Genomic DNA, 24,268 nt, shown 5'->3' with positions numbered 1-24,268 from the left:
GTCGGATCGCAATGCCTCGGGTATACTATTTTCCCGTCTTAAAGCAATTCCCGAATCAACCTGACGACTTAGGTCTCACATGACAACTAACTATATTTTCGTCACCGGCGGAGTAGTATCCTCGCTGGGTAAAGGTATTGCTGCAGCTTCATTGGCGGCAATTCTCGAAGCACGTGGCCTCAAGGTTACGATCCTCAAACTCGACCCCTATATCAACGTCGATCCAGGGACTATGAGTCCCATTCAGCACGGTGAAGTTTTTGTCACCGAAGATGGTGCTGAAACTGACCTCGACCTTGGTCATTACGAGCGCTTTATCCGCACGCGGATGTCGCGCAAGAATAACTTTACCGCTGGACGTGTCTACGAAGACATTATTCGCCGTGAACGAAAAGGTGAATTCCTCGGTGCGACTATTCAGGTCATTCCGCACATTACTAATGAAATCAAACGGCGCATTGTTGACGGCGGCGACGGGTTTGATATCGCGATTGTCGAAATCGGCGGTACTGTGGGTGACATCGAGTCACAACCCTTTTTAGAAGCCATCCGCCAACTCGGGACTGAAGTCGGCCGTGATCGCACGCTATTTATGCATTTGACGCTGGTGCCATTCCTCGGCGCCGCGGGTGAAGTGAAAACGAAGCCAACGCAGCATTCTGTGAAAGAATTGCGCTCGATTGGTATTCAGCCGGACATTTTGATTTGCCGGTCTGACCGCGCGTTACCAGGTAATGAGCGTTCAAAAATTGCGTTGTTTACCAACGTTGAAGAGCGTGCAGTCATCGGTTTGAAAGATGTCGATAGCATCTACAAAATCCCAGCGATTCTGAAATCACAAGGCCTCGACGAAATCGTTGTCAGTCGTTTCCGACTTGATCGCCCCGAGGCGAATCTAAGCGAGTGGGAACAGGTTCTCTATCAAGAGTCGAACCCCAGCGGTGAAGTCACAGTTGGTTTCGTCGGCAAATATATTGAGCTTCCAGATGCTTATAAATCAGTGAATGAGGCGTTGGCCCATGCTGGTTTGAAGAATCGGTTAACCGTCAATATTCGTTACATTGATGCGCAAGATCTGGAAACGAAAGGTTTGGCGAAACTGGCTGACGTTGATGCCATTCTGGTACCTGGTGGATTTGGTGAACGTGGTATTGAAGGAAAGATCCTAGCAGCGCAGTATGCTCGTGAGCAGAAAATACCTTATTTGGGTATTTGCTTGGGTATGCAAGTTGCGTTGATTGAGTACGCGCGCAACATCGCCATGCTAACCGGTGCGAATAGCTCTGAGTTTAATCCGAAAACAGATCATCCAGTGGTCGGTTTGATCAACGAGTGGATGGATGAAAAAGGGCAAAAAGAGCTGCGCGACCAGAACTCTGATCTGGGCGGCACGATGCGCTTAGGCGCGCAGCCTTGTCATCTTGAGCAGGGTACACGTGCTCATGAGCTCTATGGTGAAGACGAAATTCGTGAACGGCACCGGCATCGTTATGAGGTCAATGGTACCTATATTGAGCGACTGGAAGCCGCAGGTTTGAAAATCTCCGGTTGGTCGTTCGATAAGCGATTGGTAGAAGTGATTGAAATTCCTGAGCACCCATGGTTTGTAGCGGCTCAATTCCATCCTGAATTTACCTCTACCCCGCGTGATGGACATCCTTTATTCCGTGGCTTTATTGAGGCCGCTGGTGTGTATAAGAAGCAACGACGCGGCTAAAGTGCGCGTCGTCGTTTAAGGAGTAAGACAGAGTTATGGCAACTATTCAAAGCATCAAAGCCCGTGAGATTATGGATTCACGGGGCAATCCAACCGTTGAGGCGGATGTTTATTTGAGTGACGGTCATTGGGGCCGCGCTGCAGCGCCAAGTGGCGCCTCAACAGGTTCGCGTGAAGCATTAGAGTTGCGTGATGGTGATCCAGCCCGTTACCTCGGTAAGGGTGTTGAGACGGCAGTCGCAAACATTGTGGACCGCATTGCGCCAGCGTTGCAGGGTTTAGATGCAACCGACCAAGCCAATATTGACGCTGTAATGATTCAATTGGATGGTACGGCCAACAAAGAAAGCTTGGGCGCGAATGCCATTCTCGCGGTTTCTTTGGCTACCGCGAAGGCGGCTGCTGCGAGCAAAGGCATGGAGTTGTTTGAACACATTGCCGAATTGAACGGTACTGCAGGTCAGTACAGCATGCCATTGCCAATGATGAATATTTTGAACGGTGGTGAGCACGCGGATAACAATGTTGATATCCAAGAGTTTATGATTCAGCCCGTTGGCGCCAAGAGCTTCCGTGAAGGGTTACGGATGGGTGCTGAGATTTTCCATGCACTGAAAAAAGTTCTGCAAAAACGTGGTTTGAGCACAGCGGTGGGTGATGAAGGTGGTTTTGCGCCGAATCTCGCATCGAATGAAGAAGCCTTGGCCGTGATTGTAGAAGCGGTTGAACAATCTGGTTATCGCATGGGTGCGGACGTGACGTTGGCGTTAGATTGCGCCGCATCTGAGTTCTATCGCGATGGCAAGTACCACCTAACGGGTGAAGGCAAGCACTTCACTGCTGCAGAATTTGCGGATTATCTCGGCGGCTTGTGCCAGCGTTATCCAATCATTTCTATTGAAGATGGATTGGATGAGAGTGATTGGGATGGTTGGAAGATTCTGACGGAACGGTTAGGGGCACAAGTGCAGTTGGTCGGTGACGATTTGTTCGTGACCAATACCGCCATACTGAAGCGTGGTATCGAGCAGGGCATTGGCAATTCAATTTTGATTAAATTTAATCAAATTGGTAGTCTCTCAGAAACCCTTGCAGCCATTCGTATGGCGCGCGAGGCGGGCTTTACCGCTGTGATTTCCCATCGCAGTGGTGAGACCGAAGATGCAACCATTGCTGATTTAGCTGTTGGCACCGCGGCTGGACAAATTAAAACTGGCTCGCTGTGTCGCTCAGACCGTGTGGCTAAGTACAATCAATTGTTGCGAATTGAGGAAAAGCTGCAAGGTGCGGCGCCTTATCGTGGTCGCTCAGAAGTGAATGCAAAGTAACAAAGCGACAACGTCCGTAAGGCAGCTCGGTTAGAGCAACAAAGGTAACGAGACGGGCAATGAATCCGACCACAATGATGAGTCAAGGCGATATTTTTCAACCGCTGACCAAGCAGGGTGGTTTTGCTGAGCTATGCACAGCGCTCTATGAACGGGAATTGCTCGTTTTATCACAACTCAATGTTGCCTCTACTGTGAGTTTGCAACGCCGCTTAAAAAGTGTCCCATACTATGTTCAACAAGCTGCTCGAGGTATGCTCGAGCAGTCGTTTCCGTTGGAATTGGATCAGCAAAATGCCAGTTGGCAGGCACCGCAGAAAGCACGGTTGAATTTCACCGAAACCCAACGTAAAAAGCTCCAAGCGTGGCTCTTGAAAGGCGCTCGATTGGGTGTGGTGACGGTGGTTTACGACTTCAATCAAACTCAACAACGGGTGGTATTGGATTCGATCGACCGCATTGATTTTGCGAAGCAGCGCGTGCATTTGAATCAATTTGGTTGGTTCGATTTTGACGGTAAGTCGCTTGAGGTTGATGACCAAGGTTATCAACATTGGCAATTGGCACGACCCGATAGCCAATCGCTCACACCAGCCTTATGTGGTCATCAATGGAATCACAAAGGTAGAACGGAACCACGCACCTTAAGTCTGCGCGAAGTATTGCTCGCCACCACGCTAAAATGGGACAAATAGTTTCGTTACCAGCGCAGTAACACTAACAAACCCGCACCGATAACAACGCTCAAGGTTAAGTGGCGAAACCACTTTTCAGGCAGCTGTAAGCTCACTTTGTGACCACACCAAGCGCCCACAAGCGCGCTCACCACCAGTACCATAAGCCACGACCACATATCCGTGGTATAGCGCCCTTGCAGCGTAAAGGAGAGGACGTTGGTCGTCGCCAAAGCAAGGAAGAACACGGTAAGGGTTGCACGAAAGGTCAATATAGCGAGTTGTTGATTACTCAGGAATAAGACAATGGGCGGTCCACCCAGAGTTAATGCACCATTACTGAATCCAGCGAGAATGCCAATCCAACTCTGATTCCTCTGTGTGGGTGGCAATTGAAAGCGTACGCCAGTCCACAGCAGAATGCCCACCAGCACAACGAACACAGCCATTCCCCGTTGCAACCAATCTAATTGAATGTGAGCGAGTGCAACCGTGCCGATCAAACTACCACCAATTCCCGCCACGAGCAGTGGCCGCCAGTCGCGAATAGTCACGTAGCTGTGCAGTTTTAAATAGAGGAAGCCGGCCAGCAGTAAATTGACAATCGACAACGTCGGTGTAATGAGTGTCAGTGGCAGTAGCAAGGAAAGTAGCGGGACTGCGACCAAGCCAGAGCCAAATCCGGTGATACCCTGTAGCAGGGCACCGGCAAACATAATCAAGGCTGCAAGCAAATAGTCTATAGGCATTCGGATAGTACTTGGGCTTCTGGTTTGGAGTGCGTATACTAACAGAAAACTCGAGCGGGAAACCGATGCGACTGTTGAAATTACTGTTTTTATGCTTACTGATTGGCCTGCAATATCGGCTGTGGTTTGGCAAAAATAGTTTGCCAGATTACTGGCGTACGCAGCAGGAAGTTTCTCGACAAGCCGAAACGAATCACCGACTCGAACAGCGGAATCAGGTGTTGGCTGCCGAAATCGCCGATCTTCGCGAAGGTGAAGCAGCGCTCGAAGAACGTGCTCGAAACGAGCTCGGACTGATAAAACGCCAAGAAACCTTCTTTCGCGTGGTGCCAACAAAAACTCAATAGCATGACGAAACAACAATCGGTCGCAGCCGTGATCCCCGCGGCCGGAATTGGTCAGCGAATGCAAGCTGCCATCCCAAAACAATATCTCCATATCGGTGACGCCACTGTGCTTGAGCACAGTATCCGCGCGATGGCGCGTGACCCGCGCATCGGTGCTGTATTTGTTGCCACTGCCAGTGATGATACCTGGTTTGCGCAACTCGAAATGGATCTGACGATTCCGGTAATTCGAGTCGAAGGGGGTGCCACACGCGCGCAATCCGTTGCCGCGGGTGTTACCGCAGCCCAGCGCGCTGGATATCGATATGTAGCGGTTCACGACGCGGCACGTCCTTGTCTTGCTCGCAGTGAATTGGCAGCAGTGATTGAACATGGCCTGGAACACAGCGCAGGTGCTCTGCTAGCTCTCCCGGTGGCTGATACCATCAAGCGCGGTAGTGCTAGTGGCTATGCATTAGAGACGGTGCCGCGTGACGGACTGTGGCAAGCATTAACACCACAAGTTTTCGCGATTTCCGTGCTCTTGGATGCATGGCGAATGATAGGCCTGGATGACCCACATTTAACGGACGAAGCATCGGCGATTGAAGCGCTGGGCTTACAGCCACGATTAGTGATGGGGCGACGAACGAATATCAAGATTACGCAGCCCGGTGACGAGGTCATTGCGGCAGCTTTATTACCCGATATATTACAGGAATAACTATGCGAATTGGGCACGGCTACGATGTTCATAAATTCGGTGGTACGAAACCATTATTACTGGGCGGTGTTGAAGTTCCGCATCATCAAGGACTGATTGCTCACTCTGACGGTGATGTGGTGTTGCACGCGGTTACAGATGCGTTACTCGGCGCCGTGGCGCTGGGTGATATTGGTCGTCATTTCCCTGATACCGATCCGCAGTATGCTGGGGCAGACAGCGCCAAGTTACTGCAACATGCTTTCGCACTTGTGCAAGAACAAGGCTACCAATTGGGCAATGTGGATGTGACGATTGTTGCGCAAGCACCTAAAATGGCACCCCACATAGCCGCGATGTGTAACCGCATTGCCGCGTTATTAAATGCACAAACACAGCAGGTCAACGTGAAAGCAACGACCACCGAGAAGCTTGGTTTTGTCGGTCGTGAAGAGGGCATAGCCTGCCACGTAGTCGTGTTACTGGAGTCGAGACCGAGTGGATTCTGAAGCGTTTAATCAGTGGTATCAGCAGTTAGCTTATTTGCACGGGCAACCGCTAGCGACAGCAATTTTTCGGCAAGAGCCCGAGCATTTTCAAGTCATTGAACAACTAACACCACCTAGCACGGACGGCGAAGGTGAACATCAGTGGCTATGGGTGCGCAAGAAAGGAGCGAATACCGTATTCGTGGCCGAGCAACTCGCTGCTTTTGCAGGCGTTTCACCGCGGCAAGTCAGTTATGCTGGGCTGAAAGATCGTCACGCGGAAACGTGGCAATGGTTTTCAGTGCAACTACCGGGGCAAGCGCTACTTGCTTGGGAAGAGCTACACCATGCTGAATTTGCCGTTGAGCGAGCGGTGCTGCAGCCGAAAAAGCTACGATTAGGCTTTCATGACGGCAATCGTTTTCGCATTCGTCTGACCGATGTGCAGAATATGGAAGCCTTGTTGGAACGTTGGCAACGGGTTGTTGAGTCTGGTTTCCCCAATTATTTCGGCGAGCAACGTTTTGGTCGCGATGGTGCCAATATTGCCAAGGCAAAACGCTGGTTTGAGGCTGGCCGAAAGTATAGAGTAAACCGTAACCAACAAAGTTTTCTGTTATCCAGCGTGCGCAGTCTGCTGTTTAATCAAGTCACCTCCGCGCGCGTGAGCACGCAGCGATTGCTGCCAGAAGTGGGCGATGTGTTGGGCTTAGCGGGCAACCGTTCCGTATTTCGAGTGGAGCAGGTTGACGCAGAGTTACTGAATCGAATGGCCTCTGGAGATGTGCATCTGACAGGGCCTTTAGTCGGTGATGAGAAGCAGCTTAACGATAGTGAGATTGCGCAGTTCGAGCGCTCCTGCTGCGATGAATTTTGGGTGCAAGGGTTGCGTCAGCAACGGGTGGAAGCTGCACGTCGGCCCTTGCTCGCATTCCCGCGTGATGCGCAGCACCAACAGATTGATGCGAATACCCTAGTAGTAGAGTTTAGTTTGGATGCAGGTGCCTTTGCGACCAGTTTATTGCGTGAAATAGTGCAACTAACGAATGCAAAAGCAAATCCTGATGCCGCAGTAGAATTGAGCGACGATTAAAAAGGTAAAACAACATGATGAAGTTATTAGTCAGTAACGATGACGGTGTTCATGCGCCAGGCATAGAAGCATTGCATGCGGCATTAAAAGAAATCGCTCAGGTTCGGGTCATAGCACCGGACCGGAATTGCAGTGGCGCCAGTAATTCACTGACGCTGCACAATCCGCTGCGGGTTCAACGGCTACCGAATGGTTTTTACTCGTTAAATGGCACCCCCACTGACTGCGTGCATTTGGGCACCAATTCGCCATTAGCCGACGATGTCGATTTAGTGGTGTCGGGCATCAATGACGGTCCGAATATGGGTGATGATGTGCTCTATTCGGGTACTGTAGCCGCAGCAATGGAAGGGCGTTACATGGGGCTTCCATCCATAGCCGTTTCGATGGGCTCGCGTGGTCATGATTACTATGAAACAGCAGCGCAGGTTGTTGCTGAAATTGTGAGTCGCATGGCCGATGAGCCATTGCGCATGGATACAATCCTGAACATCAATGTGCCTTCAGTACCTTATGATCAGTTGAAAGGTATCCGGGTAACGCGTTTAGGCCGTCGCCATCGCGCAGAAACCATGGTACATGACCGTGACCCATTCGGTCGCGATATCTATTGGTATGGGCCAATTGGTGGTCAGCAGGATGATGCTGAGGGCACCGATTTCCATGCAGTGAAAGAAGGCTACGTATCGGTAACGCCGATAAGCCTTGATATGACGGCGAAGTCACATCAAGAAACGTTGAATCAGTGGTTGAGTAAAACGGCACCATGATGATCCAGAATTTCCAAGGAATGGCGCGACGTTTAGCGACATTGTTGCGTCAGCAAGGTATTAGCGATCCAGATGTTTTGCGGGTGATTGAGACCACTCCTCGGCATCAGTTTATGCCAGAGTCATTGGCACACAAAGCCTATGAAAACACCGCATTACCGATTGGCAAAGGACAGACTATTTCGCAACCGCTGATGGTGGCGTCAATGACGCAGTTGCTGATGCAGCATCACTGTCAAAAGGTATTAGAAATAGGTACCGGCAGCGGCTATCAAACCGCCGTGTTAGCGCAACTAGTGGAGCGCGTTTATTCCGTTGAACGTATTGCTGAGTTGCAGTACCAAGCGAAGCGTCGGCTTAAAAATCTCGATCTGCATAATATTCAAATGCGCCATGGTGATGGTTGGCAGGGGTGGTCTAGCAAGTCACCGTTTGACGGCATTATTGTCACCGCTGCGGCACAATCTATTCCGCAAGCACTGTTGGATCAATTAGCGGATGGCGGTGTACTGATCATCCCCGTTGGCACCGAGCGGCAAGCACTCCATGTGGTTCGGCGCTTTGGCGATAGTTATGAACAAAAGCAATTGGGTGACGTGAAGTTTGTGCCTTTGGTCCCGGGAGCACTGGCATGAAGTTGTTTAGCTGGCTCTATGACCGCGTTCTTCAATGGTCACAGCATCGTCGCGCACCAGCCATTCTTGCTGCTTTAAGCTTTTCTGAGTCGGTGATTTTCCCGATTCCTCCTGATGTGATGTTGGCACCGATGGCGATGACGCAGCCGAAACGCGCTTGGTTCTTTGCTGGTATCACGACTATAGCCTCTGTATTAGGCGGTATTGCGGGCTATCTGCTCGGTTGGTTTGCATTTGAACCTATTGTGTTGCCACTGGTTGAATGGGCAGGCTATCAGGACAAGCTCGCCACAGTGACCCAATGGTTTCAGGATTATGGTTTTTGGATTATTTTCATTGCTGGCTTTTCACCGTTGCCTTATAAACTGTTCACGGTAACGGGTGGTATGCTGCAAGTTGCATTTATTCCGTTCGTCATGGGCTCATTGATTAGTCGAGGGTTGCGTTTCTTCTTGGTCGCTTGGCTATTGCGCACCGGCGGTCCGATCATGGCTGTTAAGTTGCGAACCTACGTGGATCGGATTGGTTGGGGGATGGTGATTATCGCCATAATTGCTTATGTATGGACACGTTAAGAGAACCCTTCTGATTACTGCGATGTGCGTGCTGACTGGCGTCGGCTGCGCGCAGCGAGAGGATGCTGCACCGGTCAAAAGAGTCTATACAGGCTCCTCTATCTATGATTATGAACGTGCCTCATTAACAGCACCCACGTATACCGTAATGCGCGGTGACACACTGTATTCAATAGCGTTTCGAGCCAATATAGACGTGCGTGAATTGGCACGTCTCAATCAGTTAGCTGACCCCTATCTGATCTACCCCGGACAAGAACTCCGGTTGCAAAGGCAGCCCGTGACTACCCGACCGAGCAGCCAGCAATCTGACCGTCAACCAGCGCAAGAAGTCGACCGTTCAGCGCTAAAATCTCCCCCTAAGACCGTTGATTCAGCAACGAATAAAGAGTATGTTGATGTTAAATATAAACAAAATATTAGCAAACCAAAGGTATTACCTAAGCCTGTAGAAGTACTTCCAGCCAGTAAAGACATTGTTTGGCGCTGGCCTGCATCTGGTTCGGTTATCCGAGAATTCTCAACGACCGAGGCTGGTAATAAAGGTTTAGATTTTGGCGGAGCTAAAGGTGATTCCGTCCTCGCTGCTGCTGCAGGTAAAGTGGTTTATGCTGGCAATGCGTTGAAGGGATACGGCAATTTAATCATTTTGAAACATAACGATGATTACATAACGGCCTACGCTCATAATTCAGAATTGCTCGTCAAAGAGCAACAGTGGGTGCAGGTGGGTGATGAAATTGCCAAAATGGGGGACACCGACGCGGAGCGCGTCAAACTTCATTTCGAAGTTAGATTCCGTGGAAAGTCGGTAAATCCAAGGCATTATTTGCCTCGGGGGGCACAATGAGTCGAAGTCAAGATGACATCGAGGATATCGATGAACAAGACCTGACGTCTGCAATGCAGCAGGCTGAAGCTGAGTCTGACGATGAGAGTGAGTTCGACGAAATTATTGCGAGTCGAGTCAACAATCAACGGAAGATGGATGCAACACAGTTGTATCTGAGCGAAATAGGGTTTTCGCCGTTATTGACCGCGGAGGAAGAAGTTTATTTTTCTCGCTTGGCACGTAAAGGTGATGCGAAGGCGCGCGCGCGAATGATCGAGAGCAATTTGCGCTTAGTAGTAAAAATTGCTCGACGCTATACTAACCGTGGCTTGGCATTACTTGATCTAGTCGAAGAGGGTAATTTAGGTCTCATTCGTGCTGTCGAGAAATTTGATCCAGAGCGTGGATTTCGTTTTTCAACATACGCGACTTGGTGGATTCGGCAGACCATCGAACGTGCCATCATGAATCAAACCCGTACTATCCGCCTCCCTATTCATGTGGTGAAAGAGCTTAATTCTTACCTGCGTGCTTCGCGCGAACTAGCCCATACCCTTGACCATGAGCCAACCGCTGAGGACATTGCAGCCAAAATGGATGTCTCGGTAGCAGAAGTCAGCCGGATGCTACGACTGAATGAACGCGTGTCGTCAGTTGATACACCCATGGGTGGAAGTGACAATGACAAAGCTTTGGTCGATATGTTATCTGATGAGAACGACTTCGGTCCGGAGGGGGTGCTGCAAGATAACGACCTCCGCGAACATATTATCGATTGGCTGGCCAATTTAAACACCAAACAACGTGAAGTGCTGGCCCGTCGATTCGGCTTAATGGGGCACGAGCCTGCAACTCTAGAAGATGTTGGTCGAGAAATTGGCCTCACTCGTGAACGGGTCAGACAGATTCAGGTTGAAGCGCTGCGTCGATTACGCGATATGCTGCGGCAACAAGGTTTAAGCTTGGACGCGCTGTTTCATCGGAACTGATTTTCTAATCATCTCGTTGCTGTTCCGTCGCCAGGCGCTGTAAGAGCTCGAGTTGCTGTAAAGCGGCTAATGGTGTCAGCTCGTTGATGTTGAGTTCCTGCAGAGCCTGAACTACAGGATGTGTTACCTGCTGTTTGGGCTGCTGCGTTGGTGTTGGCACAGCTGCTAAAGACTTCTCCTCCAACGTTTGGAGATGCTTCCGGGCTCCGACAATGACAGCTTTTGGAATACCCGCCAGCTGTGCCACATGAACGCCAAAACTTTTACTCGCCGCGCCCTTGACGACTTGATGTTTAAAGGCAATGGAATCACCGTGTTCAACGGCTTCCACATGCAAGTTTACAGCACCGTTTTCCGCCCCAACCGTTTGCGTTAACTCAAAGTAATGCGTAGCAAATAGTGTGAGCGCCCGATTTTTTTGCAGTAGTGTTTCTGCGCAAGCCCATGCCAGAGCTAAACCATCATAGGTAGAGGTGCCACGGCCAATTTCATCCATTAAAACCAAGCTTTGTGCGGTTGCATTGTGCAAAATCGTCGCGGCCTCAGTCATTTCCACCATAAACGTAGAACGCCCAGAAGCTAAATCATCAGAGGCGCCAATACGGGTGAAAATACGGTCAATAGGACCAAATGAGGCAGCTTCCGCAGGCACAAAACTCCCACAGTGCGCCATGATAGTGAGCAATGCTATTTGCCGCATGTACGTTGATTTACCACCCATATTAGGGCCGGTAATCAACAGCAACCGCTGGTTTGACGATAAATCCGCATCATTGGCGATGAAAGGTTCTGAACTCACCGTCTCGATAACCGGATGACGACCACGACGTATCTGAATGGTTGTTGCTTCTGCGGTGAGCTCTGGGGCTACATAATGGTATTCTTCAGCTTGCCTCGCAAAGCTGTTGAGGACGTCAATTTCGGCAATGGCCTGTGCGGTTTGTTGCAGCTGTGGCAAAGGCTCAGCAATGCGCTCGAGGAGTTGTTCATACAACCATTTTTCTCGGGCCAAGGCGCGGCTTTGACTCTGCAGTACTTTATCCTCGTAGGTTTTGAGTTCCGGAATGATATACCGCTCGGCATTCTTCAGGGTTTGTCGGCGTTGGTAATCTGCTGGGATTTGATGGCTAGCTGCGCGACTTGCCTCGAGGTAATAGCCATGCACACGGTTGTAGCCCACCTTCAATGTATGAATTCCCGTTCGCGCGCGCTCACGTTGCTCAATATGTTGCAGAAAATCAGTGGCTCCAGCAGCGAGACCGCGTTGCTCATCAAGTTCGTCGTCATAGCCATCAGCAATCACGCCACCATCACGAATCAGCTGCGGTGGTTGGTCAACGAGTGCACGCTCGAGTAAAGCAACCAAGTCAGGTTGTAGCGACATTGCTTGATGCCAATGCTCTAGTGCTGGCGTCGCTAATTGATCGTGCAAGTCGGGTAATGCCGTGAACGCCGCTCGTATCCGCGTTAAATCACGGGGTCTCGCGGTACGTAAGGCAACCCGGGTGAGAACCCGCTCTAGATCACCAATAGCACGGAGTGATTCTTGGAGTGTTGCTGCGGGTAGCTGTTGTAATGCTGAGACTGCGTCGTAACGAGTTTGTAAATGGCGATGATTTCGCAGTGGCCGTTGCAACCAGCGTCGTAATAATCGTCCGCCCATCGCTGTGTGCGTTTGGTTGAGGACATCGACCAGCGCTGTTGGCTGACCGCTCAACGAATCCACGATCTCTAAGTTTCGACGAGTTGTCGCGTCGAGCATAATGGTATCGTGTAAATGTTCGGCAACAATCGACTGAATATGCGGCAGCGCACCACGCTGGGTGGTCCGAACATAGCTCAATAAAGCGCCTGCAGAACCCAAAGCTGCAGGAAGATGGCTTACATCAAAACCATCCAGATGTTGTACTTGAAATTGCCGCTTGAGCAGTGCTTGTGCGGTATCTCGATCAAACTCCCAATCGGGACGACGGCGCAAGCAGCAACGTAGCTGCAAGGTAGCCGGTAATTCCCAGGTATCTGGATAGAGCAGTTCGGCCGGATGCAAACGTTCAAGTTCTGCGCGGCCTTCATCGAGGCTGTTCACTTCAACAATGGTGAAGCGACCGTTAGCCATGGTTAGTGATGCGATGGCTAGTCCGTCTGCATGTGGCTGAATGGCCACCAACGGTTGATCTTCATCTTCGTTCAGCAGAGCTTCATCCGTCAGCGTCCCCGGAGTCAGAATGCGAACCACTTGCCGCTCCACTGGCCCTTTGCTGGTGGCAGGGTCACCAATTTGCTCGCAGATTGCGACAGATTCACCTAACTGCAGGAGTCGAGCAAGGTAGCCTTCCGCGGCATGATAGGGGACGCCAGCCATGGGAATTGGCTGGCCATTACTGGCACCGCGTTTGGTCAGGGAAATATCGAGTAACTGGGCAGCTCGTTGTGCATCGGCATAGAATAATTCGTAGAAATCACCCATCCGATAGAACAATAAAGTGTCAGGATGCTCTGCTTTGATGCGCAGATATTGTTGCATCATGGGTGTATGCGATGAAAAATTTGAAGCTGGTGTTGTAGCGTTCGACATGCCTGTTATTATCCGTATAGAGTCGATTATCCGCGGAGTTGAATGGTGTCATGTTAGCACAATCCACAACAGAATTAGCAGCGCAATTCGGGCTGTGGCTGCAACAAAAAAACTGGCGAGTGGCCACCGCTGAATCCTGTTCAGCCGGAGGAATCGGCTATGCTATTAGCGCCATAGCAGGTAGCTCTGCATGGCTCGAGGGTGGCTTGATTACCTACAGTAATGAACTGAAGCAACGGCTGTTAGGCGTTCCTGCCGAAGACCTTCAGCGGTTTGGTGCCGTATCGAGTGAAGTGGCCGCAGCCATGGCACTAGGAGCACTAGAGCGTACGCAGGTGGACTGTGCTATCGCTGTAACCGGTATCGCCGGACCGGATGGCGGCACTGCAGAAAAACCCGTAGGCTTAGTTTGGTTCGGGTTGGCTTGGGCAGACCAGTGTGTGACTTGGTCGAAGGTTTTCCCAGGTGACCGCGAGGCGGTGCGACAAGCCACGATTGAGGAAGCATTACAGGGGTATAAAAAAATACTTGATACTGTATAAAAATACAGTATACTCAAATCAACGTCTCAACAACACGGACACTATCATGAGCAACGATAAACAAAAAGCTTTAGACGCAGCATTAAGTCAAATTGAACGTCAATTTGGTAAAGGGTCGATTATGCGTTTGGGAGACAACCAAACGTTAGATATTGAGGCGGTATCAACCGGTTCACTCAGTCTCGATATTGCGTTGGGTATCGGCGGTTTACCGTTTGGTCGAGTGGTAGAGATATATGGTCCTGAGTCGAGTGGTAAAACGACCTTAACTTTGCAGGTTATTGCAGAAGCCCAGAAGAAAGGGAAAACCTGTGCGTTTGTTGATGCTGAGCATGCGTTAGATCCAATTTATGCAGAGAAGCTCGGCGTCAATGTTGCGGACTTATTGATTTCACAGCCGGACACCGGTGAACAAGCACTCGAGATTTGCGATATGTTAGTGCGCTCTGGAGCAGTTGATATTGTGATTGTCGACTCGGTTGCCGCATTAACGCCGAAAGCAGAAATTGAAGGCGATATGGGTGATAGTCATGTGGGCCTTCAGGCACGACTGATGTCACAAGCGTTACGGAAGTTGACGGCGAATATCAAAAAATCAAACAGCATGTGTATTTTCATCAACCAAATTCGGATGAAAATTGGTGTGATGTTTGGGAATCCAGAAACAACCACAGGCGGGAACGCGCTGAAATTCTACTCGTCAGTTCGTCTGGACATTCGTCGCATTGGTGCGGTGAAAGAAGGTGACGAGGTGGTAGGTAACGAGACCCGAGTGAAGGTTGTTAAAAACAAAGTTGCGCCACCGTTCAAGCAAGCTGAATTCCAAATCATGTACGGCTCAGGTATCTCGAAAGAGGGCGAGTTGATTGATTTAGGCGTCAAGCAGAAGATCGTCGATAAATCAGGTGCTTGGTATAGCTACAAGGGCGATAAAATTGGTCAAGGTAAAGCCAACTCGATCAAATTTTTGTCCGAGAACACTAAGATTGCACAAGAAATCGAAGGTCTGATTCGTGAGCAGCTCCTAGCGAAGCCAGTGAAAGGTGAAAAGAAAGCTGTGGATACCACATCGGCTGCAGATGATGTAGATTTAATGGATGACGATTTAATTTAATGGACTGAGTAACATGCAATACGCGAAAGTAGCCGTAGCTCTAGGTTCAGGAGCTGCGCGAGGCTGGTCTCATATAGGTGTTTTAAAGGCACTACAAGAGATGGGGATCGAAGTAAATATTGTCGCTGGCACTTCAATCGGCTCCCTAGTGGGGGCCGGTTTTGCTTCTGGTCGCATAGAAGAACTTGAAGAATGGGTTCAAGACATGGGGCGGTGGCAGGTTTGGAATTTGCTTGATTTCGGAATCAGCCACGGCGGAATTATTCAAGGTGAGAAAGTATTCGGCCATGCTCGAGAGCGCTTCGGTGCAGTAGATATTGAAGATCTGCCGGTGACTTTTGGTGCAGTCGCGACCGATTTGTATACGGGGCGCGAGGTGTGGATTCGAGCTGGTGACGTCTACCATGCCGCACGTGCATCATGCGCCATGCCAGGACTCTTGGCACCAACTGCTCACGAAGGACGTTGGATGGTGGATGGCGCTTTGGTCAATCCTGTTCCTGTTTCCCTGTGTCGAGCGCTTGGAGCTGATTTTGTGATTGCGGTTCATTTGAATTCTCAATTGACTACCTCAGGTGTGGAAACCCGTAAAAAGCATCGTGCGCCACAGTCGCATTTGCAGGTGAATCCAATGGCTGATATTCATGGTCAAAAGGCTCCAAATCCTTCTGAGATGGATTCTAATGAGCCTGATAATGACCATGACGAAGGCTTCTTTAAAAACTTCATTAGCACCAGTTCGCAATATTGGGACTCTGTCAAAGATAAGTTTAATGGTCCTGATCATAAGGCACCTGGCATGTTAGGTGTCATGTCGGGTGCGATTGATATTATGCAGGAGCGTATTACCAAGGCACGGATAGCCGGTGATCCGCCGGATGTTCTTATTCAGCCCAAGTTAGGTCATATTGGATTGCTGGAGTTTGAACGAGGCACTGAAGCCATTGAAGTCGGCTATGAAACAACGATGAAAATGGAAAGTTTTATCATGGACGAGTTGGCACAATACGTTGAACGCCGCGGCTAGCCTTCTTATTTTTCTTTTTTCTATTAACCGTTCATTGTTCACAAAAAAGCCCAGATGCTCATCACATCTGGGCCTTTTTGTACTTACTAGACTAGTTCTTCAGTCGTTTTTCCATTTCTGCAAAAGTATCTTGCTGTGATTGTATCGGTGGTGCAGTTAGTAAGCTGACGACCACGATAGCAAAGGTACATAGAATAAATCCTGGGATGATTTCGTACACAACGCTCGAAAGCGTTTGACCATCCGCGAGCACTGGTGCGTATATCCAGAACAGAACCGTTGCTGCACCAATCAGCATGCCTGCTAAAGCACCGTGTCGATTCATACGCTTCCAATACAAGCTCAGAATGATCACAGGTCCAAACGCAGCACCAAAGCCAGCCCAAGCGTTCGCAACAAGACCCAGAATAGTCGAGTCAGGATCCCACGCTAAGTAAATAGCGACTAATGAGACCACCAAGACTGAAATACGCCCCACTCGAACGAGTTCACGATCAGATGCGTCGCGACGTAAGAATGCTTTATAGAAATCTTCTGTCAGCGAGCTCGATGTGACCAACAACTGCGATGAAATGGTGCTCATAATAGCCGCAAGAATTGCTGCTAAGAGGAACCCACCAATCAGCGGGTGGAACAGGAACTGCGAGAAGATAATGAAAATCGTCTCTGGATCAGGAAGCGTCATCCGCGTTTCAGCAACGTAGGCGATCCCAACAAAGCCCGTCACCATAGCACCAATAATTGAAATTACCATCCACGTCACGCCAATACGACGTGCAGTAGGAATGTCTTTCACCGAACGAATCGCCATAAAGCGAACGATAATATGCGGTTGTCCAAAGTATCCCAAGCCCCAGGCGAGTAGTGAAATGATGCCGAGGAACGACAGTTGGTTCACCATAGAGTCGGCGATGGCTCCGTCCCTAAAGAAACTCAGAAAATCTGGATTGATATCACGTACGGTACTGGTAACTTGCGTCATACCACCGAGATCAAAGATCGCAACAATAGGTACCAAGACGAGAGCAACGATCATGATACAGCCTTGCACGAAGTCGGTCATGCTCACGGCTAAGAAGCCCCCGAACAGGGTATAAGCACAAACCACCCCAGCCGTGACCCAGAGGCCCGTACTATAATCCATACCAAAGGAGCTATCGAACAACTTACCACCGGCGACCAAGCTGGCCGAGGTATATAAGGTAAAGAACACGATAATGACGAGTGATGAGAATACCCGCAAAGCGCGCGAACGATCGTCGAATCGATTGGCGAAGAAATCAGGAATAGTAATTGAGTCGTTTGCGACCTCGGTGTACATCCGCAGTCGCGGCGCGACGATTAAATAATTAAGCCACGCACCGACAATGAGACCGACCGCTATCCAAAGTTGTGAAACACCAGAGACGTAAATGGCGCCGGGTAGGCCCATCAGCATCCAGCCACTCATATCTGAGGCGCCGGCACTGAGAGCAGTCACACCAGGGCCTAATGATCGGCCTCCGAGCATATAACCGGATACATCGTCGGTGGATGTTTTATAGGCATAGAGACCAATACCTAGCATCGCTATGAAATAGAGCGCTAATGAAATAAGCGTACCTGTTTCCAAAGCATTACTCCTGTGTTGTTGAGTGTGATGACGATGTTGCAGCCGTGACGTTGTTTTGCAAATCGGTTTGCAACAGCAACCGTGTTAATTGTTCTTGAGGCTGTAACATCATCGTTTGAGTTGAACCAAACTCGACTAGTTTACCATGATGCATAATCAAGATCTTGTCTGCGACATGTTTCACGATCTCCGCCGAATGCGACACGAAAATGAACGAAATACTCATATCGTCCTGAAGATCTAAAATCAAATTAATGATTTGAGCTCGAATGGATGGATCGAGCGAAACAAAGGCTTCATCGGCAACGATGATCTGTGGGTCTACGATAATGGCACGAGCGATGCAGACCCGTTGCTGTTGTCCACTCGAAAGCATATGTGGATAGAAGTGATAATGATCAGGCAATAAACCCACTTTACGCAGTGTCAACATGACGTGGTCACGCTGCTCCTCACTCGTCAAAGTAGTATTAAAGAGGAGGGCTTCCGATAATTGCCGTCCAATAGTCGTTTGCGGATTGAGCGAGCGTAAACTGTCTTGGAAAATCATCCGAATATGACGACTGCGCTGGCGGTAATTACGAGGATCTAAGAGTTGTCCATTGAGATAGATTTCACCCGTGGAGGGCTTTTCAGCACCAGCAATGAGTTTGGCTATAGTAGATTTACCTGAACCCGTTTCCCCCATAATAGCAAGAGTCTCGCCACGTTCGAGCGTTAATGTGAGAGGTTCGAGTGCACAAATTTTGCGCCCCGGCAGCCAGCCATCTTTATGTACGTAGTACTTCGATACATTCTTTAGTTCGAGTAGCTTAGTCATCACTAGCGACCTCGATAATTGGAAAATGACAGGCGTACTGTTGCTGCTTCACTTTGCTCAATCGTGGTGTATTCACGCAAGCTTGGCGAGCATAAGGGCAACGTGGACCTAAGCGACAGCCAATCGGTAAATGCTGCAATGTCGGAATGGCCCCCGTGAGCGTGGGTAATCGTGTTTTGGGTGCCGCAGTTTGACCGAATAAGCTCATGCTCAACATTGCTTCTGTATACGGGTGTGCCGGCTTGGTGAGGACAGTCTCAGTTGGACCTGCCTCCATCAATTGTCCGCAGTACACCAGTGAAATACGCTGACTTTCTGGAATAATGGACGTCAAATCTTGGGTGATCATTAAGATGGACATGCTCTGACTCGCGCTTAGCTTGGCCAGTAAGCGATAAATTTGTGCGCGAGTATTGGGCTCCATCGCAGTGGTAGGTTCGTCTGCAATTAACAACTTCGGATTGTGCGCGATAGCCATTGCGATACTGACTTTTTGTGCCAAGCCCTCGGAAAGTTCGTAAGGGTAGGAGTCCATGATGCTCTTGGCTTCTTTAATGCCGACGCGATGCAGTAATCGTTCTGCGCGTGTTTGTCGGTCAGCTTTTCGACGCAAGTAGAGTCCCTTCAGTTCGCCCGCTGGAATCAATTCACGAAGTTGTTCACCCACCTTGGAATTGGGGTCGAGGTAACTGCCCGGATTCTGAAAAATCATGGCCATGTCGCGGCCGGTTACCAGTCGACGTTGCGCTGGATTCAGAGCGAGTAGGTCATAATGGCGCCACCACAATCGGTCGGCTGTGATCCGCCAACGCGGATTAATAAAACCGAGAATTGCCTTCGCGAGTAAACTTTTACCGGAGCCTGATTCACCAACCAAGGTATGAATTTCGCCTTCGGCAATTTGTAGGCTCAGTTTATCGACTACTTTCACCACGCCGGCTGATGTTTCGAGTTCGATAGTGAGATTGCGAATATCTAAAATACTCATGAGCTACGAACCCGTTCTTGGATAGCGGCTCGAATACTATCGCCGAGCACGTTGATGGCCAAAATCGTCAAAAATAGGGCGATTCCCGGCAAAATCATTGTCCATGGTGAGAGGTAGACTTGATCGAGGCTACGCGCCAGCATCGATCCCCACTCAGGTGCTGGGGATTGCACACCAAGGCCAAGGAAGCCCAGTGCAGCAATGTCGAGGATTGCTGTGGACAAGGCAATGGTCACTTGCATGACAATCACAGTGGTAATATTGGGCGCGATAACACGCGTCAGAATATACCAGCGGCTGCAACCGTTGAGGCGCGACGCGGTCACATACTCTTTGTAACGCTCTTCATATATTGCATTGTGGACGCTGTGAATGAACTGCGGAATCAACACCAGTGTGATGGCAATCATCACATTAAACAGCGATGGCCCTACAATTGCGATAATCACCAAGGCTAGTAGTAACGACGGAATCGACAGAATAACGTCGAGTAGGTGATTGAGAGTCGAGGACTGAACGCCCCGACTCATACCTGCCCAAGCGCCAATGCTACTGCCGATGACTGCCGCAATAAATACCGCCAGAATTGGGTAGCCCAGACTGTAGACTGAGCCCGCAATAATGCGTGAGAGTAGATCGCGCCCCAAGTCATCGGTGCCGAACAGAAAACGAATTTGTCCATCTTGCTGCCACGATGGAGACTGCAACACGGCATCAGCATATTGGTAGTCGGGGTCGTGCGGCACAATAATCGGTGATAGCAGCATGACCAGTAAAATAAAGCCAAACACGTAAAGTGCCGCAACTGCAAAAGGGTTGTTATTCATTAACACCCAAATGGCACGCAGAGGCGATGGTTCGCGATACTGATAATAAATATTAGTGCTCGGCATACAACTCCTTACGAACCTGTGGGTAACGCCAAGCGTGGAAGAGTTCGACGGCTACATTGACGAAAAGAATCAGCGTTGCAAACATCAGGAGTCCTGCTTGCAGAACCGGATAGTCGCGCTCATAGATTGCTTTGACCAACCAACTGCCAACGCCGGGCCAATTAAAAATGACCTCGGTCACAATCAGGTTACTCATCAACATACTAAATTGCAGGCCTAACTGGCGCACCACCGGCTGCATGGAGTTCGGAATACTGTGCCGGAGCAAAATGCGAGTTTCACTTAAGCCTCGTGCTCGTGCGGCACGAATGTAATTGTGTGACAGTACATCTAACATCGCGTTGCGTGTAATCCGCATCAACATCGTCAATGGCATGATGGCGAGCACTGCGACCGGCAGCCATAAGTGATTCAGTGCGTCTCGCAATGCGGCTTGCTTATATTCGTAGTCGGAAATACTGATATCGATCAATATTGCGCCTGTGGTCGTCGGCACATCGTAGAGCGGATTAATTTGGCTCGAAATCGGTGCCCAACCAAGCTTCACGGCAAATAAGAGGATACACAGCTGCGCCAGCCAGAAAACGGGGATTGAATAGGCGCTGAGACCAGAGCCCATAATCACACGGTCCAAGAAGCCGCGTTGTTGAATCGCGGCGTAAATACCTAACGGTGCGCCAAACACAAAGGCAACCAACATGGCCAGTAAACTTAATTCTAACGACGCCCCGAGAGCGGTTAAACCGTCTTCGAATACCGGCCGTTCGGTAACTAGGGACTGCCCCCAGTTACCTTGAATGAGTTGCTGGATAAAGCCTAAGTACTGCTCAATGAGAGTACCACCAAACTGACGTTGTTCAGCGGCTAGTCGATAAGCCTCGCTGGTGTTGTCTGCGATACCGGTCATGTTTGTCAGCGGGTCACCTGGGAAGGAGAAATTGAGCGCGAACAGAAATAAGGTTAACAACCACAACGTAAACAGAAATAAGACAACGCGTCGCAATGTATAGCGAATCATGGTTGCTCCTCCGTTACGTTTACAGGCTGATCTGTAGTTGGTTGTGGTTCTTGAATTCGACTTGCACGGCGAAAGCTGAGCCCACCATAGGGCGGTAATTCAACCCCTTCGATGTCGGCTCGTTGTGCTTGAAACCGCAACGAGTTGGCAATGGGGACTAGCGGCACAGCTTGCGTGATTGCTCGCTCAATATCTTGATATAGATTAACGCGTTGATCGCGGTTCGTCGCACTGATGGCATCAATCAACAATTGATCAAATTCGGGGTCACACCAATTGGCTCGATTGTTACCCGATGCTTTTGCGGCACAGCTCAAGATGGGTCGGAAAAAATTATCCGGATCGGCATTATCGGCAACCCAACCAATCAAGACGCTGTCATGTTCGCCATTGGCTAACCGACGCCGGAATGTGTTCCATTCATAGGTCACCATCGTTGCGCTGATACCGACCCGCGCTAAATCAGACTGAATCAGTTCCGCCATACGCTCAGCATTCGGATTGTAGGCGCGTTGCACGGGCATGGCCCAAATTGACATCGAAAAGCCATCGGCATAGCCAGCTTCAGCCAGTAGTGCGCGGGCTCGCTCTGGATCAAACGGATAGGTTTGGTCTTCTTCACTAAACGCCCATGAGGTTTCTGGCAAGACGCCGGTTGCTAGACGTGCGTTACCATCGTAAATGGTCTGAATAATAGCGGGACGATTAATCGCATGTGCTAGCGCTTGACGGACCAGCGGTTGGTCGAAGGGTGGCCGTTCCGTATTAAAAGCCCAAAAGGCGATATTGGGATTAACCGCCGATTGCACTTCTATTTCTGTATCGGTCGAGAATTCGGCTAATTTGTCGACCAACGGATAAGGAATAACATCACATTCACCGGTGAGTAGCTTCAACATGCGTTTGTTGGCGTTGGGTGTAATGGTATACACCAGTTGGCGAATTCCGGGAGGTTTGCGCCAATAGTTTTCATGCCGGTAATAACGAATACTGATATCTTTGCGAAACTCGACGAAACGAAAAGGTCCAGTACCTACGGGTTGTCGATCAATAGCTTCTGGCGTACTCGCATGCAGCAAATTGGCGCCATACTCGGCCGAGAGAATGACTGCAAAGTCAGTGGCCATATTCGCGAGAAACGAGCTGTCAGCTTGCGCTAAATGGATATCGATGGTGTGTGAATCAATAGCTTCAACGTGCTCAATTAAATGAATGAGACCACTAGAATTGAAGAATGGATAGCTACCACCGCCCACTGAATGATACGGGTGCTCGGGTTGTAGCCATCGATTAAAACTAAAGAGAACGTCTTCAGCCGAGAAGTGCCGTGTTGGCGTAAACCATTGCGTTTGGTGAAACTGGACATCCTTGCGAAGCTCAAAACGATAGCGCTGACCGTTATCTAAAGCTTGCCACGACAGTGCTAATGCCGGCTCGAACTGTTGCCGCTCGGCATCATAGTCGATCAAGCGATCATAGAGCTGAGCCGATGTCGCGTCTATGGTGGTACCAGATGTACCGAGTTGCGGATTGAAACTCTCGGGATTACCCTCAGCACAGTAAACGAGTCCATGTCGGAGTGGCTCCGGTTGCTGCTCAGGATAACTGCAGGCTGCTACAACGCAGCAGCAACCGATAACCAGCCACAACCGCTGGATCCCCATTATGCTTGTCCCTCAAGTAAGGCATACTTTTTTAAATAACCACGCAATTGATGATAGGTCAGACCTAGTAGTTCTGCGGTCTTTTTCTGATTAAATTGCGCAAATTGTAACGCTTGCTTAAGTACATGAACCTCATAGTCAGCCGTCAACTCTTTAAAATCCAAAGTACTCGAAGTGAAGTCGATTTCCGGTGCGACGGCAACAGTTTCCGAAACAGTTTTCTCATTAGGTGCTGGTGGGGTGTCTGTGCGCTCTGTTGCGGACCTATCTGTGGATGTTGCCGGCGATTTTCGATGTGCCGCAGGCTTGGGTCGATATGGACTATCAAAAGGGTCTAAAACAATGTCTGAAACTGGAATTTGACCGCTTCCGAGTCGATAAACCGAACGTTCGACTACATTTTTTAATTCGCGCACATTGCCTGGCCATTGGTAATCCAGTAATACGCGTTGCGCGGCTTCAGTAAAGCCACTAAACAGTTCATAGCCCAGCTCACGGGCCATCTGAATCGCAAAATGTTCGGCCAACATGAGAATATCGTCACGACGCTCGCGCAGTGGTGGCAGGGTGATGACGTCAAACGCGAGACGATCTAACAAATCTGCTCGGAATTTACCTTGCGCAGCCAGTTCAGGGAGGTCTTCATTGGTCGCAGCAATCAGTCGTGTATCGACCTTTACCGTGGTTTTGCCACCCACGCGTTCAAACTCACCATACTCAATCACCCGCAAAATTTTCTCTTGTACTAATGCAGAAGTATTGGCGAGTTCATCTAGGAAGAGGGTGCCGCTATCGGCGCGCTCGAAGCGGCCTTCGTGACGTTTCTGGGCGCCGGTAAAAGCGCCTTGCTCGTGTCCGAACAGTTCACTCTCCAGCAACGACTCACTCAGTGCCGCACAATTTAATTTCACGTAGGCTTGTTCCCAACGTTGTGATAAAAAGTGCAACCGGGCAGCAATGAGTTCTTTACCAGTACCCCGTTCGCCAATAATCAGAACAGGTTTGTCGAGAGGAGCAATTTGTGACACTTGCTCTAAAACTTGGAGAAAGCTGTTAGCTTGACCGATGAGATTGTCGTTATCACGGAATCGGCTCATGCGAAGCACCACACTTATCGTTATTATTGCGTTCGTTCA

24 protein-coding genes are annotated in these 24,268 nt (G+C 49.7%); 15 read left to right on the top strand and 9 right to left on the bottom strand.

Going from position 1 to position 24,268, the window contains the following annotated elements; translation table 11 throughout:
- Positions 1-79: 79 nt before the first annotated feature.
- Genes ACN0S4_RS00700 through ACN0S4_RS00690 form a run of 3 tightly spaced genes read left to right on the top strand, consistent with a single transcriptional unit; the run spans position 80 to position 3,740 of the window.
- Positions 80-1,717, top strand: a complete 1,638-nt coding sequence (locus ACN0S4_RS00700; protein WP_417655835.1) for a CTP synthase — start codon at positions 80-82, stop codon at positions 1,715-1,717.
- Positions 1,718-1,752: 35 nt separating this feature from the next.
- The gene (eno, locus tag ACN0S4_RS00695) at positions 1,753-3,045 is read left to right on the top strand and encodes a phosphopyruvate hydratase (RefSeq protein WP_417655834.1); all 1,293 of its coding nucleotides are present in this window, start codon (positions 1,753-1,755) and stop codon (positions 3,043-3,045) included.
- Between the two features lie 59 nt (positions 3,046-3,104).
- On the top strand, positions 3,105-3,740 hold the full coding sequence (locus tag ACN0S4_RS00690) for a hypothetical protein (RefSeq protein ID WP_417655833.1): 636 nt from the start codon (positions 3,105-3,107) through the stop codon (positions 3,738-3,740).
- Positions 3,741-3,745: 5 nt separating this feature from the next.
- On the opposite strand, the gene ACN0S4_RS00685 is transcribed toward ACN0S4_RS00690, so the two are convergent.
- Complete coding sequence (locus tag ACN0S4_RS00685) at positions 3,746-4,468, bottom strand: sulfite exporter TauE/SafE family protein (protein WP_417655832.1); 723 nt, start codon at positions 4,466-4,468, stop codon at positions 3,746-3,748.
- 65 nt (positions 4,469-4,533) lie between these two features.
- On the opposite strand from ACN0S4_RS00685, the gene ftsB reads away from it, so the two are divergent.
- The 9 genes from ftsB to rpoS are packed head-to-tail and all read left to right on the top strand — an operon-like array spanning position 4,534 to position 10,879.
- Positions 4,534-4,815, top strand: a complete 282-nt coding sequence (ftsB, locus tag ACN0S4_RS00680; RefSeq protein WP_417655831.1) for a cell division protein FtsB — start codon at positions 4,534-4,536, stop codon at positions 4,813-4,815.
- 1 nt (position 4,816) lies between these two features.
- Positions 4,817-5,518 (top strand): 2-C-methyl-D-erythritol 4-phosphate cytidylyltransferase, encoded by a 702-nt coding sequence (gene ispD / locus ACN0S4_RS00675; protein WP_417655830.1) that lies wholly within the window; start codon positions 4,817-4,819, stop codon positions 5,516-5,518.
- Positions 5,515-6,006, top strand: coding sequence for a 2-C-methyl-D-erythritol 2,4-cyclodiphosphate synthase (gene ispF, locus ACN0S4_RS00670; protein ID WP_417656542.1), 492 nt, complete (start codon positions 5,515-5,517; stop codon positions 6,004-6,006). Before ispD ends, ispF begins: the two co-directional genes overlap by 4 nt.
- Positions 5,996-7,078 (top strand): tRNA pseudouridine(13) synthase TruD, encoded by a 1,083-nt coding sequence (truD, locus tag ACN0S4_RS00665; RefSeq protein ID WP_417655829.1) that lies wholly within the window; start codon positions 5,996-5,998, stop codon positions 7,076-7,078. Before ispF ends, truD begins: the two co-directional genes overlap by 11 nt.
- Positions 7,079-7,092: 14 nt before the next feature.
- A complete protein-coding gene (gene surE / locus ACN0S4_RS00660) occupies positions 7,093-7,848 on the top strand; it encodes a 5'/3'-nucleotidase SurE (RefSeq protein WP_417655828.1) in 756 nt (251 codons plus the stop codon).
- On the top strand, positions 7,848-8,483 hold the full coding sequence (locus ACN0S4_RS00655; protein WP_417656541.1) for a protein-L-isoaspartate(D-aspartate) O-methyltransferase: 636 nt from the start codon (positions 7,848-7,850) through the stop codon (positions 8,481-8,483). The genes surE and ACN0S4_RS00655 overlap by 1 nt, the downstream gene beginning before the upstream one ends.
- On the top strand, positions 8,480-9,058 hold the full coding sequence (locus ACN0S4_RS00650; protein ID WP_417655827.1) for a YqaA family protein: 579 nt from the start codon (positions 8,480-8,482) through the stop codon (positions 9,056-9,058). The genes ACN0S4_RS00655 and ACN0S4_RS00650 overlap by 4 nt, the downstream gene beginning before the upstream one ends.
- Before the next feature lie 22 nt (positions 9,059-9,080).
- Positions 9,081-9,908, top strand: a complete 828-nt coding sequence (locus ACN0S4_RS00645; protein ID WP_417655826.1) for a peptidoglycan DD-metalloendopeptidase family protein — start codon at positions 9,081-9,083, stop codon at positions 9,906-9,908.
- A complete protein-coding gene (gene rpoS / locus ACN0S4_RS00640; RefSeq protein ID WP_417655825.1) occupies positions 9,905-10,879 on the top strand; it encodes an RNA polymerase sigma factor RpoS in 975 nt (324 codons plus the stop codon). Before ACN0S4_RS00645 ends, rpoS begins: the two co-directional genes overlap by 4 nt.
- Before the next feature lie 4 nt (positions 10,880-10,883).
- Here the strand turns inward: rpoS and mutS are convergent, their stop codons facing one another.
- Entirely contained in the window at positions 10,884-13,454 is a 2,571-nt protein-coding gene (gene mutS, locus ACN0S4_RS00635) for a DNA mismatch repair protein MutS (protein WP_417655824.1), read from the bottom strand.
- 50 nt (positions 13,455-13,504) lie between these two features.
- On the opposite strand from mutS, the gene ACN0S4_RS00630 reads away from it, so the two are divergent.
- The 3 genes from ACN0S4_RS00630 to ACN0S4_RS00620 are packed head-to-tail and all read left to right on the top strand — an operon-like array spanning position 13,505 to position 16,137.
- Complete coding sequence (locus ACN0S4_RS00630) at positions 13,505-13,996, top strand: CinA family protein (RefSeq protein WP_417655823.1); 492 nt, start codon at positions 13,505-13,507, stop codon at positions 13,994-13,996.
- Positions 13,997-14,042: 46 nt separating this feature from the next.
- Positions 14,043-15,110, top strand: a complete 1,068-nt coding sequence (gene recA / locus ACN0S4_RS00625) for a recombinase RecA (RefSeq protein ID WP_417655822.1) — start codon at positions 14,043-14,045, stop codon at positions 15,108-15,110.
- Between the two features lie 13 nt (positions 15,111-15,123).
- The gene (locus tag ACN0S4_RS00620; protein ID WP_417655821.1) at positions 15,124-16,137 is read left to right on the top strand and encodes a patatin-like phospholipase family protein; all 1,014 of its coding nucleotides are present in this window, start codon (positions 15,124-15,126) and stop codon (positions 16,135-16,137) included.
- A gap of 91 nt (positions 16,138-16,228) precedes the next feature.
- Here the strand turns inward: ACN0S4_RS00620 and putP are convergent, their stop codons facing one another.
- Genes putP through pspF form a run of 7 tightly spaced genes read right to left on the bottom strand, consistent with a single transcriptional unit; the run spans position 16,229 to position 24,229 of the window.
- Positions 16,229-17,749: a sodium/proline symporter PutP gene (gene putP, locus ACN0S4_RS00615; RefSeq protein ID WP_417655820.1), complete on the bottom strand. Its 1,521-nt coding sequence runs from the start codon at positions 17,747-17,749 to the stop codon at positions 16,229-16,231.
- Positions 17,750-17,753: 4 nt separating this feature from the next.
- Positions 17,754-18,569: an ATP-binding cassette domain-containing protein gene (locus ACN0S4_RS00610; protein WP_417655819.1), complete on the bottom strand. Its 816-nt coding sequence runs from the start codon at positions 18,567-18,569 to the stop codon at positions 17,754-17,756.
- A complete protein-coding gene (locus ACN0S4_RS00605) occupies positions 18,562-19,557 on the bottom strand; it encodes an oligopeptide/dipeptide ABC transporter ATP-binding protein (protein ID WP_417655818.1) in 996 nt (331 codons plus the stop codon). Before ACN0S4_RS00605 ends, ACN0S4_RS00610 begins: the two co-directional genes overlap by 8 nt.
- Complete coding sequence (locus tag ACN0S4_RS00600) at positions 19,554-20,450, bottom strand: ABC transporter permease subunit (protein ID WP_417655817.1); 897 nt, start codon at positions 20,448-20,450, stop codon at positions 19,554-19,556. Before ACN0S4_RS00600 ends, ACN0S4_RS00605 begins: the two co-directional genes overlap by 4 nt.
- Positions 20,437-21,468 (bottom strand): ABC transporter permease subunit, encoded by a 1,032-nt coding sequence (locus ACN0S4_RS00595; RefSeq protein WP_417655816.1) that lies wholly within the window; start codon positions 21,466-21,468, stop codon positions 20,437-20,439. The genes ACN0S4_RS00600 and ACN0S4_RS00595 overlap by 14 nt, the downstream gene beginning before the upstream one ends.
- A complete protein-coding gene (locus ACN0S4_RS00590; protein ID WP_417655815.1) occupies positions 21,465-23,132 on the bottom strand; it encodes an ABC transporter substrate-binding protein in 1,668 nt (555 codons plus the stop codon). The genes ACN0S4_RS00595 and ACN0S4_RS00590 overlap by 4 nt, the downstream gene beginning before the upstream one ends.
- On the bottom strand, positions 23,132-24,229 hold the full coding sequence (pspF, locus tag ACN0S4_RS00585) for a phage shock protein operon transcriptional activator (RefSeq protein ID WP_417655814.1): 1,098 nt from the start codon (positions 24,227-24,229) through the stop codon (positions 23,132-23,134). Before pspF ends, ACN0S4_RS00590 begins: the two co-directional genes overlap by 1 nt.
- Between the last annotated feature and the right edge of the window lie 39 nt (positions 24,230-24,268).

Origin of the sequence: Pseudidiomarina aestuarii, assembly GCF_048263735.1 — a bacterium.
Taxonomy (GTDB): Bacteria; Pseudomonadota; Gammaproteobacteria; order Enterobacterales; family Alteromonadaceae; genus Pseudidiomarina; species Pseudidiomarina aestuarii_B.
This window is presented reverse-complemented; position numbering and strand designations above follow the sequence as displayed.

Bases quoted from the DNA above. Each gene is read 5' to 3' on its own strand.
- ACN0S4_RS00630 (WP_417655823.1), top strand. From the start codon at position 13,505: ATGTTAGCACAATCCACAACAGAATTAGCAGCGCAATTCGGGCTGTGG.
- ACN0S4_RS00655 (WP_417656541.1), top strand. From the start codon at position 7,848: ATGATCCAGAATTTCCAAGGAATGGCGCGACGTTTAGCGACATTGTTG.
- ACN0S4_RS00685 (WP_417655832.1), bottom strand. From the start codon at position 4,468: ATGCCTATAGACTATTTGCTTGCAGCCTTGATTATGTTTGCCGGTGCC.
- ACN0S4_RS00645 (WP_417655826.1), top strand. From the start codon at position 9,081: ATGTGCGTGCTGACTGGCGTCGGCTGCGCGCAGCGAGAGGATGCTGCA.
- surE (WP_417655828.1), top strand. From the start codon at position 7,093: ATGATGAAGTTATTAGTCAGTAACGATGACGGTGTTCATGCGCCAGGC.
- ACN0S4_RS00590 (WP_417655815.1), bottom strand. From the start codon at position 23,132: ATGGGGATCCAGCGGTTGTGGCTGGTTATCGGTTGCTGCTGCGTTGTA.
- ACN0S4_RS00620 (WP_417655821.1), top strand. From the start codon at position 15,124: ATGCAATACGCGAAAGTAGCCGTAGCTCTAGGTTCAGGAGCTGCGCGA.
- recA (WP_417655822.1), top strand. From the start codon at position 14,043: ATGAGCAACGATAAACAAAAAGCTTTAGACGCAGCATTAAGTCAAATT.
- ftsB (WP_417655831.1), top strand. From the start codon at position 4,534: ATGCGACTGTTGAAATTACTGTTTTTATGCTTACTGATTGGCCTGCAA.
- eno (WP_417655834.1), top strand. From the start codon at position 1,753: ATGGCAACTATTCAAAGCATCAAAGCCCGTGAGATTATGGATTCACGG.
- pspF (WP_417655814.1), bottom strand. From the start codon at position 24,229: ATGAGCCGATTCCGTGATAACGACAATCTCATCGGTCAAGCTAACAGC.
- ACN0S4_RS00650 (WP_417655827.1), top strand. From the start codon at position 8,480: ATGAAGTTGTTTAGCTGGCTCTATGACCGCGTTCTTCAATGGTCACAG.
- ACN0S4_RS00595 (WP_417655816.1), bottom strand. From the start codon at position 21,468: ATGATTCGCTATACATTGCGACGCGTTGTCTTATTTCTGTTTACGTTG.
- rpoS (WP_417655825.1), top strand. From the start codon at position 9,905: ATGAGTCGAAGTCAAGATGACATCGAGGATATCGATGAACAAGACCTG.
- ACN0S4_RS00605 (WP_417655818.1), bottom strand. From the start codon at position 19,557: ATGAGTATTTTAGATATTCGCAATCTCACTATCGAACTCGAAACATCA.
- ispD (WP_417655830.1), top strand. From the start codon at position 4,817: ATGACGAAACAACAATCGGTCGCAGCCGTGATCCCCGCGGCCGGAATT.
- ACN0S4_RS00610 (WP_417655819.1), bottom strand. From the start codon at position 18,569: ATGACTAAGCTACTCGAACTAAAGAATGTATCGAAGTACTACGTACAT.
- mutS (WP_417655824.1), bottom strand. From the start codon at position 13,454: ATGTCGAACGCTACAACACCAGCTTCAAATTTTTCATCGCATACACCC.
- ACN0S4_RS00690 (WP_417655833.1), top strand. From the start codon at position 3,105: ATGAATCCGACCACAATGATGAGTCAAGGCGATATTTTTCAACCGCTG.
- ACN0S4_RS00600 (WP_417655817.1), bottom strand. From the start codon at position 20,450: ATGCCGAGCACTAATATTTATTATCAGTATCGCGAACCATCGCCTCTG.
- ACN0S4_RS00700 (WP_417655835.1), top strand. From the start codon at position 80: ATGACAACTAACTATATTTTCGTCACCGGCGGAGTAGTATCCTCGCTG.